The 13,710-nt window shown below is 57.4% G+C and carries 14 protein-coding genes; 8 read left to right on the top strand and 6 right to left on the bottom strand.

The features are described from left to right. From AC4OVS_RS11800 to AC4OVS_RS11780, 5 genes are read left to right on the top strand one after another with little or no spacing between them, the layout of a single operon-like run. On the top strand, positions 1-723 hold the full coding sequence (locus AC4OVS_RS11800) for a DUF1365 domain-containing protein (protein ID WP_491922438.1): 723 nt from the start codon (positions 1-3) through the stop codon (positions 721-723). After that, on the top strand, positions 720-1,940 hold the full coding sequence (locus AC4OVS_RS11795) for a class I SAM-dependent methyltransferase (protein WP_491922437.1): 1,221 nt from the start codon (positions 720-722) through the stop codon (positions 1,938-1,940). Before AC4OVS_RS11800 ends, AC4OVS_RS11795 begins: the two co-directional genes overlap by 4 nt. Then, positions 1,937-2,422 carry a DUF2878 domain-containing protein gene (locus tag AC4OVS_RS11790; RefSeq protein WP_046621641.1) on the top strand — a complete coding sequence of 162 codons (486 nt, stop codon included), beginning with the start codon at positions 1,937-1,939 and terminating at the stop codon, positions 2,420-2,422. Before AC4OVS_RS11795 ends, AC4OVS_RS11790 begins: the two co-directional genes overlap by 4 nt. Beyond that, entirely contained in the window at positions 2,419-2,943 is a 525-nt protein-coding gene (locus AC4OVS_RS11785; protein WP_491922436.1) for a chalcone isomerase family protein, read from the top strand. The genes AC4OVS_RS11790 and AC4OVS_RS11785 overlap by 4 nt, the downstream gene beginning before the upstream one ends. Continuing rightward, complete coding sequence (locus tag AC4OVS_RS11780) at positions 2,940-3,473, top strand: DUF3833 domain-containing protein (RefSeq protein WP_023300045.1); 534 nt, start codon at positions 2,940-2,942, stop codon at positions 3,471-3,473. Before AC4OVS_RS11785 ends, AC4OVS_RS11780 begins: the two co-directional genes overlap by 4 nt. On the opposite strand, the gene AC4OVS_RS11775 is transcribed toward AC4OVS_RS11780, so the two are convergent. Together AC4OVS_RS11775 and AC4OVS_RS11770 are read right to left on the bottom strand one after the other, a co-directional pair. Further along, positions 3,470-3,928 carry a DMT family transporter gene (locus AC4OVS_RS11775; protein ID WP_022648044.1) on the bottom strand — a complete coding sequence of 153 codons (459 nt, stop codon included), beginning with the start codon at positions 3,926-3,928 and terminating at the stop codon, positions 3,470-3,472. The genes AC4OVS_RS11780 and AC4OVS_RS11775 overlap by 4 nt on opposite strands. Positions 3,929-3,932: 4 nt before the next feature. Continuing rightward, positions 3,933-4,367, bottom strand: coding sequence for a DMT family transporter (locus AC4OVS_RS11770; RefSeq protein ID WP_063148850.1), 435 nt, complete (start codon positions 4,365-4,367; stop codon positions 3,933-3,935). 98 nt (positions 4,368-4,465) lie between these two features. Here AC4OVS_RS11770 and AC4OVS_RS11765 point away from each other — a divergent pair, with 98 nt between their 5' ends. Further along, entirely contained in the window at positions 4,466-5,398 is a 933-nt protein-coding gene (locus AC4OVS_RS11765) for a LysR family transcriptional regulator (protein ID WP_126489983.1), read from the top strand. Between the two features lie 3 nt (positions 5,399-5,401). Here AC4OVS_RS11765 and AC4OVS_RS11760 read toward each other — a convergent pair whose 3' ends face one another. Both AC4OVS_RS11760 and AC4OVS_RS11755 read right to left on the bottom strand, forming a co-directional pair. Continuing rightward, positions 5,402-6,430, bottom strand: coding sequence for a methionine synthase (locus tag AC4OVS_RS11760; protein ID WP_058646689.1), 1,029 nt, complete (start codon positions 6,428-6,430; stop codon positions 5,402-5,404). A gap of 26 nt (positions 6,431-6,456) precedes the next feature. Further along, positions 6,457-7,431: a DUF1852 domain-containing protein gene (locus AC4OVS_RS11755; protein WP_063147385.1), complete on the bottom strand. Its 975-nt coding sequence runs from the start codon at positions 7,429-7,431 to the stop codon at positions 6,457-6,459. Positions 7,432-7,599: 168 nt separating this feature from the next. On the opposite strand from AC4OVS_RS11755, the gene AC4OVS_RS11750 reads away from it, so the two are divergent. Beyond that, entirely contained in the window at positions 7,600-8,139 is a 540-nt protein-coding gene (locus AC4OVS_RS11750) for a DUF2058 domain-containing protein (RefSeq protein ID WP_022648048.1), read from the top strand. A 7-nt stretch (positions 8,140-8,146) separates the two neighbouring features. Here the strand turns inward: AC4OVS_RS11750 and AC4OVS_RS11745 are convergent, their stop codons facing one another. Together AC4OVS_RS11745 and azoR are read right to left on the bottom strand one after the other, a co-directional pair. Further along, complete coding sequence (locus AC4OVS_RS11745; RefSeq protein ID WP_023300051.1) at positions 8,147-8,833, bottom strand: RluA family pseudouridine synthase; 687 nt, start codon at positions 8,831-8,833, stop codon at positions 8,147-8,149. Positions 8,834-8,922: 89 nt separating this feature from the next. Further along, positions 8,923-9,528 carry an FMN-dependent NADH-azoreductase gene (azoR, locus tag AC4OVS_RS11740; RefSeq protein WP_022648050.1) on the bottom strand — a complete coding sequence of 202 codons (606 nt, stop codon included), beginning with the start codon at positions 9,526-9,528 and terminating at the stop codon, positions 8,923-8,925. A 203-nt stretch (positions 9,529-9,731) separates the two neighbouring features. On the opposite strand from azoR, the gene hrpA reads away from it, so the two are divergent. Then, entirely contained in the window at positions 9,732-13,634 is a 3,903-nt protein-coding gene (hrpA, locus tag AC4OVS_RS11735; protein ID WP_063148852.1) for an ATP-dependent RNA helicase HrpA, read from the top strand. Positions 13,635-13,710 lie beyond the last annotated feature (76 nt).

Below are 13,710 nucleotides of genomic sequence, written 5' to 3'. Positions count from 1 at the left end.
ATGAACAGCTGCCTTTACCACGGCACATTGCGCCATCGCCGTCTTTCGCCAAAAGCGCACCACTTTACCTACAGCGTCTTTATGGCCTGGCTCGATCTCGATGAGCTGGACGCGCTGCCCTCCGTCGGCGTGCGCCGTAACCGCGTTGCGCCCGCGGCATTTTATGATGCGGACTACCCGCTGGGCACGCCGCTCAAAGAGCGCGTCCTTGAGCGTCTGGAAAATCTGACCGGCGAACGCCCGGCGGGGCGGGTCATGCTTCTAACCCAACTGCGTTATTTCGGCTTTCATTTTAACCCAGTCAATTTTTACTACTGCTATGCCGGGGAAGACACCCTGCGCTGGGTTCTCGCCGAAGTCCGCAACACGCCGTGGAATGAACGACACTACTACGCGGTAGCGGGGCGGGACGCCCCGCCGACGGAAAAAGCGTTTCACGTCTCGCCCTTTAATCCGATGGACATGGTCTACCACTGGCGCTTCAACAGTCCGGCCAGCACGCTGCGCATGCATATCGAAAACCATCAGGAGACGAAGGTGTTTGATGCCACTCTGACGCTGCGCCGTGAGCCGCTGACGCGCGCAGCGCTGCGGTCGCTGCTGGCGCGGATCCCGTTGATGACCCTCAAAACCGTTTTCGCCATTTACTGGCAGGCGCTCAGGCTGTGGCTGAAGCGCGTGCCGCTGCATAACCATCCCCTAAGCAGGAGTGAACGCTCATGACCGATCCCGTCTTTGCGCTTGAACCCGATTTCCCGCGCAACGTCCGCGTCGCGCGATGGCTGCTTTTTCGCCTGCTGAACGGGCTGCGCGGCGGCTCGCTGACGCTGCGTGAAGGCGCCCAGACGTTCCAGTTCGGCGACGCCTCCGCCGCGCTTCACGCTGAGGTGCAGGTACTCGCTCCGGGCGTCTACTGGCGCATTCTAACCGGGGGCAGCCTCGCCGCGGCACAAGCGTGGATAGATGGCGACTGGGAGACGGCCCACCTGACGCCGCTGCTGGAGCTGATAGCGCGCAATAGCCAGATCCTCGGGCAACTGGAAAAAGGGTTTCGCCTGCTCGGGAAACCGGTAGAGCGGCTACGGCACTGGATGCGGCGCAACTCCCGCGCGCAGGCACGGGAAAATATTGCCGCCCATTACGATTTGGGCAACGCCTTTTACGCCCATTTCCTTGATGAAAAACTCCTTTACTCCAGCGCGCTGTTTACCGGGGAAGAGCAGGATCTGGCAGCGGCTCAGCAGGCAAAAATGACCAGGCTGTGCGACCAACTGGCGCTCACCGCAAACGATCATCTGCTGGAAATTGGTACCGGCTGGGGGGCGATGGCGGAATATGCCGCCCGTCATTATGGCTGCCGGGTAACAACTACCACGCTATCGCAGGAGCAGTACCACTGGGCCACCGCGCGGATCGCGCGGGCAGGTTTACAGGATCGCGTTGAGGTGCTGCTCTGCGACTACCGCGATCTGACCGGAGTGTACGATAAGCTGGTGTCGGTTGAGATGATTGAAGCCGTCGGCCAACGCTACCTGCCAACGTTTTTCCGCACCTGCCAGGCGCGTCTGCGTCCGGGCGGGCGGATGGCGATTCAGGCCATCACCATTCAGGATCAGCGCTATCGCGACTACAGCAAAAGCGTCGATTTTATTCAGCGCTACATCTTCCCCGGCGGCTTTTTGCCCAGCATCACCGCCATGAATGAACTGATGACCCGCCATACCGATTTTGTCGTGCGTAACCTCTTCGATATGGGGCCGGACTACGCCCGCACGCTGGCGCACTGGCGTCAGCGCTTCGTTCACGCCTGGCAGGAGATTGAAAAGCTCGGATTTGATGACCGTTTCCGCCGGATGTGGCTGTACTACCTCGGCTACTGTGAAGCCGGGTTTAACGCCCGCACCATCAGCGTGGTGCAACTGACTGCGGAACGCGTATGAAGCGCTACGGGCAGGTCTTTCTGCTGGCCATCGGGTTTGATCTCTACTGGACGCTGGTGGTGCTGTTTCGCGAGCAGGGGCTGGTCATCTGGATCGCGCTGGCGCTGATTGCCTGGCTGTTGTTACCGCCATCACACCGGGTATACGCTCTTGTGCTGGCGGCGTCGGGCGCGATGCTGGACGCCCTTTGGGCGCTGACGGGGTTGATTTCATTCACTGGCACGTCTCTGATGCCGCTATGGATGGTGGCGCTGTGGCTGATGTTTGCCACCGTCTGGACGCAACTGACCCGCACGACCACCTTGCCGGGCTGGCTGCTGACGGCGCTGGCGACCCTGGGCGGGCCGCTGGCCTACCTGTTTGGCGAGCGTCTGGGGGCCATCACGTTCCTGGATCCGACTTTTATCGTCGTCAGCTGGATGATCCCGGGCTGGCTGGTGCTGATGCTGTTTTTCCACCTGCTGATGGGGAGACAACAATGAGACATCTGTTACTCGCGCTCGCGCTAACCGTTATGGCCTGTAACGCGCAGGCGACTGACTGGCTGAGCTGGCGCAAGGTAGGCGATGCCACCCTCACCTGGGGGCCGTTTACCGTTTATACCTCTCAACTGCTGACGCCCGACGGCAGCTATACAGGAACAGACAGCGATATCGCGCTGATTATCACTTATGCCCGGGATATCGATGGCGACGACCTGGTCGAGGCGACCCGCGACCAGTGGCAGGCGCAGGGCATTTTGCAGCAGGAGCCGCAGAGTGAAGCCTGGCTGCGGATGCTAAAAGCGCTCTGGCCCGACGTCACGCCCGGCACGCAGCTCGCGTTTGTGGTTAATAACGGTCAGGGGCAATTCTGGTATCGCCCCACGGCTTTGCAGAAAAAATTTACGCCCCTCGGGCCGCGCCAGTCGGCAGCGTTTAGCTCGCGCTTTCTGGCGATCTGGCTCGATCCCCGCACCGCGTATCCTGAACTGCGTCAGCAGTTAATCGGAGGACCACAATGAAACGATTCCTGTTAATGGCGCTTACACTGACAATGCTGGTGGCCGGGTGCAGCACAGAAGTGACCGAGTATCGTCAGCAGCAGCCAAGGCTTGATATTTTCCACTACTTCCAGGGCAAAACCGAGGCGTGGGGGATGGTGCAGGACCGCAGCGGTAAGCAGATCCGCCGTTTTCACGTCGAGATCGCCGGAGATGTTATCGGCGATACGCTGACGCTGAACGAGCATTTTGTCTATGACGACGGCGAGAAGCAAAAGCGCGTCTGGCATATCCGCCGCATTGGCCACGATCGTTACGAAGGCACGGCGGGTGACATAGAAGGTGTCGCGACAGGTCAGGTTTCGGGCAACGCCCTTAACTGGCGCTACAGCATGAACGTGAAGGCGGACGGCAAAACCTGGCTGCTGCACTTTGATGATTGGATGTATTTGCAGGACAGCACCCGCCTATTCAATAAAACCGAGATGAAGAAATTTGGCGTCACCGTCGCCACGGTGACGCTGTTCTTTACCCGCAAAGAGGGCGGTTAATCCTCTTCGGGCTGAGGTTTACTGCTTGAGTAGATGAAGAAGAGCGCGATACTCAGGCAGACGACGGCCCCGAAACGGCTCGCTGAAAACGGAATGGCTTCATTGTTCAGCCAGCCAAAGTTATCAATCAGCATGCTCATGGCCAGCTGACCCAGGATCACCGCTACCGTGGCAACGGCGGTGCCGATACGCTGCACCGCGAGCACCATAATCACTATATAGGGCACGCCGCACAGGGCGCCCAGAAGCTGCCACTTGGGCACATCCATCAGGCTGACCGCCTGTTTCGGCTCAAAAAAGAAAATGAGCAGGGCGGTTACCAGCGCGCCGACGGAAAAGGTCAGAAACGCGCTTTTGAATACCCCCACGCTGCTGCCTAATTGCCCGTTAATGGCAGCTTGAATGCTCAGCGTCGCGCCGCCAATCACCGCCAGAATAATCATAATCACTGTCATAACGTTACCCCTGCGCCACGAGAATGAGCGCGGTGATGATAAATCCCAGCGCAATAATGCGTTTTGTATCGATCCTGCGGTGCGGCGTACCCAGCAGGCCATAGTGGTCAATAATCAGGCTTTTAAAGACCTGGCCTGCCAGAATGCCGATCATCGTCATGGCAATACCGATCGCTGGCGTGGCAATGGTGAGAATGATGACGTAGACCGGGCCGAGCACGCCGCCCAGCAGGTGCCATGACGGCTGCGCAAAAAATGAGGGACTGTTGCGGGGGCTGAAAAACAGCATCAGCAGAAACGTCAGCCCGGTTCCCACGCTAAATATGCTGAACGCCGCCCACAGGTCGCCCACCTCCGCGCCCAGCGGCCCCAGCAGCCCGGCTTCCACGGACAGCCCCATGCCGCCGGCAATCACCAGTAAAATTAAAATAATGTGCATAACGCTTTTTCTCCTTTTTCCAGGCGGAGAAGATTACGTCTGAACATCATTGAGAAAAATGCCATAATGTAGGAAACACCTGTGCAGGAAATGCATTAATGATGGATGCCGGACATATCAGCATTCGCGCGCTGCTGATCTTCATCGACGTTTATGAAACGCAGAATTTTTCCGTGGTGGCGAGGCGGGAAGGAATTTCTGCGTCGCAGGTTTCCCGCATGATCCACCAGCTTGAGGACGCCCTCGGGCAACAGCTTTTCTACCGCAACACGCGGGCGATTATGCCCACAGAGAGCGGGCATCTTTTTGTGCGATATGCCCGGGCGATGGCCGGAAATCTGGAGGATGCGCGACGCGAGCTGGATGAACGCGCCCGCGAGCCGTCGGGCACGCTGCGTATCAATGGCCCGGTCTTTTTCGGACAACGGCACATCGCGCCGGGCCTGCCGGGGCTTCTGGCGCGTTATCCTCGTCTCTCCATTGAACTGACCCTCACCGACGATTTTATCGATCCGCACCGCGACGCCGCGGACGTTATCTTCCGCATCGGCGCGCTGACGGACTCCTCGTTTCACGCCCGGGTGTTCGGTCAGCAGTTCTACCATCTGGCGGCCTCGCCGGACTATCTGCAAAAACATGGCGCGCCCGACGGGCCGGACGATCTCAGTCGTCACCACTGTCTGGTTTACCGCGGTTCGTCCGGGCCTAACCGCTGGCTAATCCGGCAGCCGGGCGAGGCGTGGGTTCACTATCCCATCGTACCGCTGATGACTTCCAATAACGCGGAAACGCTCCTGATTGCGGCGCTGGGCGGCATGGGCGTTGTGCTATTCCCGGACTGGATGGTGAGCGAACGGCTCAAAAGCGGTGAGCTGGTGGCACTGCTGCCGGAAATGGAGTGTTCTATTAATACGGAGCCACTGACGATTGCGGCGATTTACCCGAACGCGCGTCATCCGCCCCTGAACGTCAGGGCGGTGATTGACTACTATATTGAGCGGTTCGGTACGCCGCTGTACTGGCAAACCTGAAGGTTAGCGGGCAAGCTCGCGACGGATAATGTCAGCTCCGGCGCTTAATGCCTTCAGCTTACCGTTGGCGACCTGGCGGGAAAGGGGAGCCATGCCGCAGTTGGTGGACGGATAGAGCTTGTCTTCATCAACAAACTGCAACGCCTTGCGTAGCGTATCGGCGACCTCTTCCGGCGTTTCGATGGTCTGGGTGGCAACATCAATTGCCCCGACCATCACTTTTTTACCGCGGATTAGCTCCAGCAGATCCATCGGCACGCGCGAGTTGTGGCACTCCAGCGAGATGATATCGATCTTTGAGGTCTGCAACTTTGGAAACGCCTCTTCATACTGGCGCCACTCGGAGCCGAGCGTTTTTTTCCAGTCCGTATTGGCTTTGATGCCGTACCCGTAGCAGATATGTACTGCGGTTTCGCATTTCAGCCCTTCAATGGCGCGCTCCAGCGCGGCGATGCCCCAGTCATTCACTTCGTCGAAAAAGACGTTAAAAGCAGGTTCGTCGAACTGAATAATGTCAACGCCGGCCGCCTCCAGCTCGCGGGCTTCCTGATTGAGAATTTTTGCGAACTCCCAGGCCAGCTTTTCGCGGCTTTTATAGTGAGCATCGTATAGCGTGTCGATCATGGTCATCGGGCCAGGCAGCGCCCACTTGATCGGCTTATCCGTCAGCTGGCGAAGGTATTTCGCGTCGTCTACAAACACCGGTTTCTGGCGCGCCACCGCGTCTACCACGGTCGGCACGCTGGCATCGTAACGGTTACGGATCCGCACCGTCTGACGATTTTCAAAATCCACGCCGCTGAGATGTTCAATAAAGGTGGTGACGAAATGCTGGCGGGTTTGTTCCCCGTCGCTGACGATATCAATCCCGGCGCGAATCTGTTCATCCAGAGACAAACGCAGCGCATCCTGTTTCCCTGCCAGTAATTCCTCATCCTGGAGTTTCCACGGCGACCAGAGCGTTTCCGGCTGCGCAAGCCAGGTGGGTTTCGGCAGGCTGCCAGCCGTCGATGTCGGGAGCAATGTTTTCATAAGAAGAACCTTTTATTCGTATTAAATTAAAGCGTGAAGTGATGAGACCACTGCTCAAGAAGGGTTTTATAGGGTTTGATGAACCGCTCTTCGGTATATTTACCCTGTTCAATGGCCAGCCGGCTGCGCTCTTCACGGTCATAAACGATTTTTGTTAATGAGTGATCCTGCTGATTCAGGTCGGGCTGATAGCACTGTCCCGCAGCGGAATTGGCATTGTAAATTTCTGGTCGATAGATCTTCTGGAACGTCTCCATGGTGCTGATGGTGCCGATCAGTTCCAGATTGGTGTAATCACGCAGTAAATCGCCGGTGAAGAAGAAGGCAAATGGCGCGACGCTGTTTTCCGGCATGAAATAGCGAACCTTGAGGCCCATCTTCGCGAAGTACTGTTCCGTTAGCGACTCGCCGTCCGGCTGATACTCATAGCCCAGCACCGGATGGTGGTTACCGGTACGACGATAGGTGTCTTTGCTGGAGACGCTCAGGCAGATCACCGGCGCTTTTTTAAAGTTCGCCTGATATTCCGCAGAATGAATGAAGCTTTTAAAGATATTGCCGTGCAGCTCGCCAAAATTCTCGGGAAGGGTAAAACGGGGCTGATCTTTATTATGTTCCAGCAGCAGGACGCTGAAATCATAGTCACGAACATAGGATGAGAAGTTATTCCCGACGATGCCTTCGATGCGCTCGTGGGTCTTTTTATCCACAATCGTCGTTTGCAGAATTTCGATGGCCGGGAAAGTAAAATCGCCGCCGATATTCATATCGACTGAAATAATCTCCAGCTCGACGGCATAGCGGTCGGCTTTCGGGTTATCCCAGCTCGCCAGCGCGTTAAAGCGGTTGTTGATCATCACCAGCGTATTGCGCAGGTTCTCCTGACGCTTCTCGCCACGCGCCAGGTTGGCGAAGTTGGTGGTGGTGCGCGTGTTTTCTGACGGGTTATAATTTTCATCAAAGCAACTGCGCTTAAGGGTAAATGTGAAAGCCTGACTCATTTGGTTATGCATCCTAAGTTCATGTTGCCTAAACGTTATCAATGCATAATTTATGCCTGAGCCACTGGCGCAGGGGAAGTGACTTAATTTCACTGCGTCATGAGGGTTCTTCATGAACTGCGCGATTCAGGTATAATCCCCCGACATTTCCAACCGGTTTAAACGATCATGACAAAACTCACCCTACAAGAGCAGATGCTGAAAGCGGGCTTAGTCAGCAGTAAAAAGATGGCGAAGGTTCAGCGCACGGCGAAAAAATCCCGCGTCCAGGCTCGCGAGGCGAGAGAGGCTGTTGAAGAGAATAAGAAAGCCCAGCTGGAGCGTGATAAGCAGCTGAGCGAACAGCAAAAACAGGCGGTGCTGGCAAAAGAGTTCAGGGCGCAGGTGAAGCAGCTGATTGAGATGAACCGCATCACCGTGGCGAAGGGCAACATTACCTTTAACTTTACCGATGGCAGCCTGATCAAAAAAATCGACGTCGATAAGCAGACGCAAACCCAGCTGATCAACGGTCGTCTGGCGATTGCCCGACTGGTGATTAACGCGAATGGCGACTGTGATTACGCGATTATCCCGGCGGTGGTGGCGGATAAAATTGCCCAGCGCGATGCGGACAGCATTGTGCTAAACAGCGCGCTGAGTCAGGAAGAGCAGGACGAAGACGATCCGTACGCAGACTTCAAAATCCCTGACGATTTAATGTGGTAAACCTCGTTCAGAATGGCGCGGCGTGACGGGCATTCATGGTCTCGCCGCTCAGCGGATGAATAAAACTCAGAACGCTTGCATGCAGCATCAGCCGGGGCGTTTCTTCCGCCCCCGGCCATTCCAGACCCCCATACAGATCGCACCCCAAAATAGGGTGGCCTAACTGCTGGCAGTGAATGCGCAGCTGGTGGGTGCGCCCGGTCTCCGGGGTAAGCTCAACCCGCGTCAACGGCATTGTCGTATCCTGGTAAATACGTTCCATCACCCGATAGCGGGAGCGAGCGGGCTTACCAGTGCGGGCACAGATCGTCATCAGCGGAAACAGCGCCGGATCTTTGGCAATCGGGGCATCCACGGTCCCTTCGTCCTGTTCCACATGTCCGCACAACAGGGCGGTGTAAACCTTGGTCACGGCGCGCTGGCTGAACTGGTGGCAAAGCGCGGCGTTAATCGCTTTGTTACGTGCAATGACCATCAGACCCGAAGTGCCAAAATCAAGACGATGCACCAGCGTGCAGCCGGGAAAGGTTTGCACCAGACGGTGGTGGACGGAATCGCGGTTTTGCGGATTTTTCCCGGACAGGCTGAGCAGACCTGAGGGTTTGTTGATCAGCAGCAGATGCTCGTCCTGCCAGAGGATCTCAATGTCGTCGTGACAGGGTGGTGCAATAAACGTATCGATTATGACAGACATCAGGCCGCCGGGCTGGAGAGTGGGTGCGGATGATAACGAAATACGGGGGAAAGAAAAACCCTCCCACCGGGCGGTGAGAGGGGGAAAATTTAGGCTGCGACCAGGCTGTCGATAGCGGCTTTCGCGTCGGTCTGCGCTTTGGTGGCTACTTCCGGGCCGTAAGCGATACCTTCAGCGAACACGAAGTTCACGTCGGTAATGCCGATGAAGCCCAGGAACAGCGTCATGTACGGTGCGACCAGATCGGTAGGGGTATCTTTGTGAATACCGCCGCGGCTGGTCAGGACGATAGCGCGTTTACCTTTCACCAGACCTTCCGGGCCGTTCTCGGTGTAACGGAAGGTTACGCCAGCGCGCGCCACCAGGTCGAAGTAGTTCTTCAGCTGCGTAGGAATGTTGAAGTTATACATTGGGGCGTTGATCACGATAACGTCGTGGGCCTGCAACTCAGCAATCAGCTCGTCGGAGAGCGCCAGGGCTTCCTGCTGACGTGGGGTGAGAGGCGCATCGCTCGGACGCAGCGCGCCAACCAGCTCGCCGTCCAGCACAGGAATCGGGTTTGCCGCCAGGTCACGCACGGTGATTTCATCCGCGCTGTGCTGTTCACGCCACTGTTCAACGAAATAGTCAGCCAGCTGACCAGACTGTGAATACCCTGCCAGAATACTGGATTTCAACACTAATACTTTGCTCATGGGAATTTCCTGTTTTGTATTTGATTGAGGGGGTTGCCCCGTTGCTTGTTGACACTTTATTCACAATCCTGCCACAGGGATAGCGCAATATATCGAAGCCTATGTTCGAATTTTTTGAATAAGGCGCGAAAAGCACTGATGTGGTACTCTATAGCAATCATTAAAAAGAGATTTTATCCGGCAGTGCACTGCCCGTTAACGCTATGACAGAACAACAGAAATTATCCTTCCCGGTGCTGATGCAACAGCTTGATTCGCTGATGCTGCGCGATAAACAGCGGTTTGCGCGCCGTCTGCACGGCGTTAAGAAGGTTAAAAATCCTGATGCACAACAGGCCATCTACCAGGAGATGGCCAAAGAGATTGAACAGGCGGCAGGGAAAGTTGTGCTGCGTGAAGCCGCACGCCCGGAGATTACCTATCCGGAAAACCTGCCCGTCAGCCAGAAAAAACAGGACATTCTTGAGGCCGTGCGCGACCACCAGGTGGTGATCGTCGCGGGGGAAACCGGTTCAGGTAAAACCACTCAGCTGCCGAAGATCTGCATGGAATTAGGCCGCGGGGTGAAAGGGTTGATCGGTCACACCCAGCCGCGTCGTCTGGCGGCGCGCACCGTGGCGAACCGTATTGCCGACGAGCTGCAAACGGAGCCGGGCGGCTGCATCGGCTACAAGGTGCGATTCAGCGACCACGTCAGCGATAACACCATGGTTAAGCTGATGACCGACGGTATCCTGCTGGCGGAAATCCAGCAGGATCGTCTGCTGATGCAGTACGACACCATCATCATCGATGAAGCGCACGAGCGCAGCCTGAACATCGACTTCCTGCTCGGCTACCTGAAAGAGCTGCTGCCCCGGCGTCCGGATCTGAAAATCATCATCACCTCCGCGACCATCGACCCGGAGCGCTTCTCAAAACATTTCAACAATGCGCCGATCATTGAAGTCTCAGGCCGAACCTATCCGGTTGAAGTGCGCTATCGCCCGATTGTTGAAGAGGCGGACGATACCGAGCGCGACCAGCTTCAGGCCATCTTCGATGCCGTCGACGAGCTGGGCACCGAGAGTTCTGGCGACATTCTGATCTTCATGAGCGGCGAGCGTGAGATCCGCGATACCGCCGATGCGCTCAGCAAGCGCGATCTGCGCCATACCGAGATCCTGCCGCTGTATGCGCGCCTGTCCAACAGCGAGCAGAACCGCGTGTTCCAGCCGCACAGCGGGCGCCGCATCGTGCTGGCGACCAACGTGGCCGAAACCTCGCTGACCGTACCGGGCATTAAATACGTGATCGACCCGGGTACGGCGCGCATCAGCCGCTACAGCTACAGAACCAAAGTTCAGCGTCTGCCGATCGAGCCGGTTTCGCAGGCGTCAGCTAATCAGCGTAAGGGCCGCTGCGGCCGCGTGTCGGAAGGGATCTGTATTCGTCTCTATTCGGAAGACGATTTCCTGTCGCGCCCGGAGTTTACCGATCCGGAGATCCTGCGAACCAACCTGGCATCCGTTATCCTGCAAATGACCGCGCTGGGGCTGGGCGATATCGCCGCCTTCCCGTTTGTGGAAGCGCCGGATAAGCGCAATATTCAGGACGGGGTGCGGCTGCTGGAAGAGCTGGGTGCCATTACCACCGACGAGCAGGCGACGGCCTACAAGCTAACGCCGTTGGGCCGCCAGCTTAGCCAGCTGCCGGTCGACCCGCGGCTGGCGCGCATGGTGCTGGAGGCGCAAAAACACGGCTGCGTGCGCGAGGCGATGATCATCACTTCGGCGCTCTCCATTCAGGATCCGCGCGAGCGTCCAATGGACAAACAGCAGGCGTCGGATGAAAAACACCGTCGCTTCCACGATAAAGAGTCCGATTTCCTCGCATTCGTAAACCTGTGGAACTACCTCGGCGAGCAGCAAAAAGCGCTCTCTTCGAATCAGTTCCGCCGTCAGTGCCGGGTGGATTTCCTCAACTACCTGCGCGTGCGCGAATGGCAGGATATCTACACCCAACTGCGCCAGGTGGTGAAAGAGCTGGGCATCCCGGTGAACAGTGAACCGGCGGAGTACCGCGAAATTCATATTGCCCTGTTGACCGGCCTGCTGTCCCATATCGGGATGAAGGATGCGGATAAACAGGAATTTACCGGCGCACGCAACGCGCGTTTCTCCATCTTCCCGGGCTCCGGTTTGTTCAAGAAGCCGCCGAAGTGGACCATGGTCGCCGAGCTGGTGGAAACCAGCCGTCTGTGGGGGCGTATCGCCGCGCGTATCGATCCAGAGTGGGTTGAGCCGGTGGCGCAGCACCTGCTGAAACGCTCGTACAGTGAGCCGCACTGGGAGCGCGGGCAGGGCGCGGTGATGGCGACGGAAAAAGTCACCGTTTACGGCCTGCCGGTGGTTGCAGCGCGTAAGGTTAACTACAGCCAGATTGACCCGGCGCTGAGTCGCGAGCTGTTTATCCGCCATGCGCTGGTGGAAGGCGACTGGCAGACGCGCCATGCGTTCTTCCGCGAAAACCTGAAGCTGCGCGCCGAGGTGGAAGAGCTTGAACACAAGTCCCGCCGCCGCGACATTCTGGTGGACGACGAGACGCTGTTTGAGTTTTACGACCAGCGCATCAGCCACGATGTGATCTCGGCGCGCCATTTCGACAGCTGGTGGAAGAAAGCCAGCAAAGAGACCCCGGACCTGCTCAACTTTGAAAAGAGCATGCTGATCAAAGAGGGCGCGGAGTCGGTCAGCAAGCTCGACTACCCGAACTTCTGGCATCAGGGCAACCTCAAGCTGCGTCTGACCTATCAGTTTGAGCCGGGCGCGGATGCCGATGGCGTGACGGTGCACATTCCGCTGCCGCTGTTAAACCAGGTGGATGAGAGCGGGTTTGAGTGGCAAATTCCCGGCCTGCGCCGCGAGCTTGTCATTGCATTAATCAAATCCCTGCCTAAACCAGTGCGGCGCAACTTTGTACCGGCGCCGAACTACGCCGAAGCGTTTTTAGGCCGCGTCACGCCGCTGGAACTGCCGCTGCTGGACGCACTGGAGCGTGAGTTCCGACGCATGACCGGGACCACCATTGACCGCGACGACTGGAACTGGGATCAGGTGCCCGATCACCTGAAAATCACATTCCGCGTAGTAGACGATAAAAACAAAAAGCTGCTCGAAGGCCGTTCTCTGACGGAGCTGAAAGAAGCGCTGAAAGGTAAAGTCCAGGAGACACTCTCTGCGGTGGCCGATGACGGTATTGAGCAGAGCGGGCTGCACATCTGGAGCTTTGGTCAGCTTCCGGAAAGCTATGAGCAGAAGCGCGGGAACTACAAGGTGAAAGCCTGGCCCGCGCTGGTGGATGAGCGCGACAGCGTGGCGATTAAGCTCTTTGACAATCCACAGGAGCAACAGCAGATGATGTGGCGCGGGCTGCGTCGCCTGCTGCTGCTTAACATCCCGTCGCCGATTAAGTATCTGCACGAGAAGCTGCCGAACAAAGCCAAGCTGGGGCTCTACTTTAACCCGTACGGTAAGGTGCTGGATCTGATCGACGACTGCATCTCCTGCGGTGTGGACAAACTGATCCACGAGGCGGGCGGTCCGGTCTGGACGGAAGAGGGCTTTGCTCAGCTTCATGAAAAGGTGCGCGCGGAGCTGAACGACACCGTGGTGGAGATTGCCAAACAGGTCGAGCAGATCCTCACCGCCGTGTTCAATATCAACAAGCGTCTGAAGGGGCGGGTGGATATGACCATGGCCCTGGGTCTGTCGGACGTGAAGGCGCAGATGGCGGGGCTGGTGTATCGCGGCTTTGTCACCGGCAACGGCTTTAAGCGTCTGGGTGATACGCTGCGTTATTTGCAGGCGATTGAGAAGCGTCTGGAGAAAATGGCGGTCGATCCGCATCGCGATCGAGCGCAGATGCTGAAAGTCGAAAACGTGCAGCAGGCGTGGCAGCAGTGGCTCAACAAACTGCCGCCAGCGCGTCGCGATGATGACGATGTGCGGGAGATCCGCTGGATGATCGAGGAGCTGCGCGTCAGCTTCTTCGCCCAGCAGCTCGGTACGCCGTATCCCATTTCGGATAAGCGTATCTTGCAGGCGATGGAGCAGATCTCCGGCTAAAACCATTGCCCGGTGGCGCTGCGCTTACCGGGCCTACGGGAGAACATGCAGGCCGGGTAAGGCGTAGCCGCCACCC

The organism is Enterobacter sp. 4974935, assembly GCF_058661735.1.
Note: the sequence above shows the minus strand (reverse complement) of the source record. Positions and strands in the feature narration are given on the sequence as shown.

Bases quoted from the DNA above. Each gene is read 5' to 3' on its own strand.
- AC4OVS_RS11800 (WP_491922438.1), top strand. From the start codon at position 1: ATGAACAGCTGCCTTTACCACGGCACATTGCGCCATCGCCGTCTTTCG.
- AC4OVS_RS11795 (WP_491922437.1), top strand. From the start codon at position 720: ATGACCGATCCCGTCTTTGCGCTTGAACCCGATTTCCCGCGCAACGTC.
- AC4OVS_RS11790 (WP_046621641.1), top strand. From the start codon at position 1,937: ATGAAGCGCTACGGGCAGGTCTTTCTGCTGGCCATCGGGTTTGATCTC.
- AC4OVS_RS11785 (WP_491922436.1), top strand. From the start codon at position 2,419: ATGAGACATCTGTTACTCGCGCTCGCGCTAACCGTTATGGCCTGTAAC.
- AC4OVS_RS11780 (WP_023300045.1), top strand. From the start codon at position 2,940: ATGAAACGATTCCTGTTAATGGCGCTTACACTGACAATGCTGGTGGCC.
- AC4OVS_RS11775 (WP_022648044.1), bottom strand. From the start codon at position 3,928: ATGACAGTGATTATGATTATTCTGGCGGTGATTGGCGGCGCGACGCTG.
- AC4OVS_RS11770 (WP_063148850.1), bottom strand. From the start codon at position 4,367: ATGCACATTATTTTAATTTTACTGGTGATTGCCGGCGGCATGGGGCTG.
- AC4OVS_RS11765 (WP_126489983.1), top strand. From the start codon at position 4,466: ATGATGGATGCCGGACATATCAGCATTCGCGCGCTGCTGATCTTCATC.
- AC4OVS_RS11760 (WP_058646689.1), bottom strand. From the start codon at position 6,430: ATGAAAACATTGCTCCCGACATCGACGGCTGGCAGCCTGCCGAAACCC.
- AC4OVS_RS11755 (WP_063147385.1), bottom strand. From the start codon at position 7,431: ATGAGTCAGGCTTTCACATTTACCCTTAAGCGCAGTTGCTTTGATGAA.
- AC4OVS_RS11750 (WP_022648048.1), top strand. From the start codon at position 7,600: ATGACAAAACTCACCCTACAAGAGCAGATGCTGAAAGCGGGCTTAGTC.
- AC4OVS_RS11745 (WP_023300051.1), bottom strand. From the start codon at position 8,833: ATGTCTGTCATAATCGATACGTTTATTGCACCACCCTGTCACGACGAC.
- azoR (WP_022648050.1), bottom strand. From the start codon at position 9,528: ATGAGCAAAGTATTAGTGTTGAAATCCAGTATTCTGGCAGGGTATTCA.
- hrpA (WP_063148852.1), top strand. From the start codon at position 9,732: ATGACAGAACAACAGAAATTATCCTTCCCGGTGCTGATGCAACAGCTT.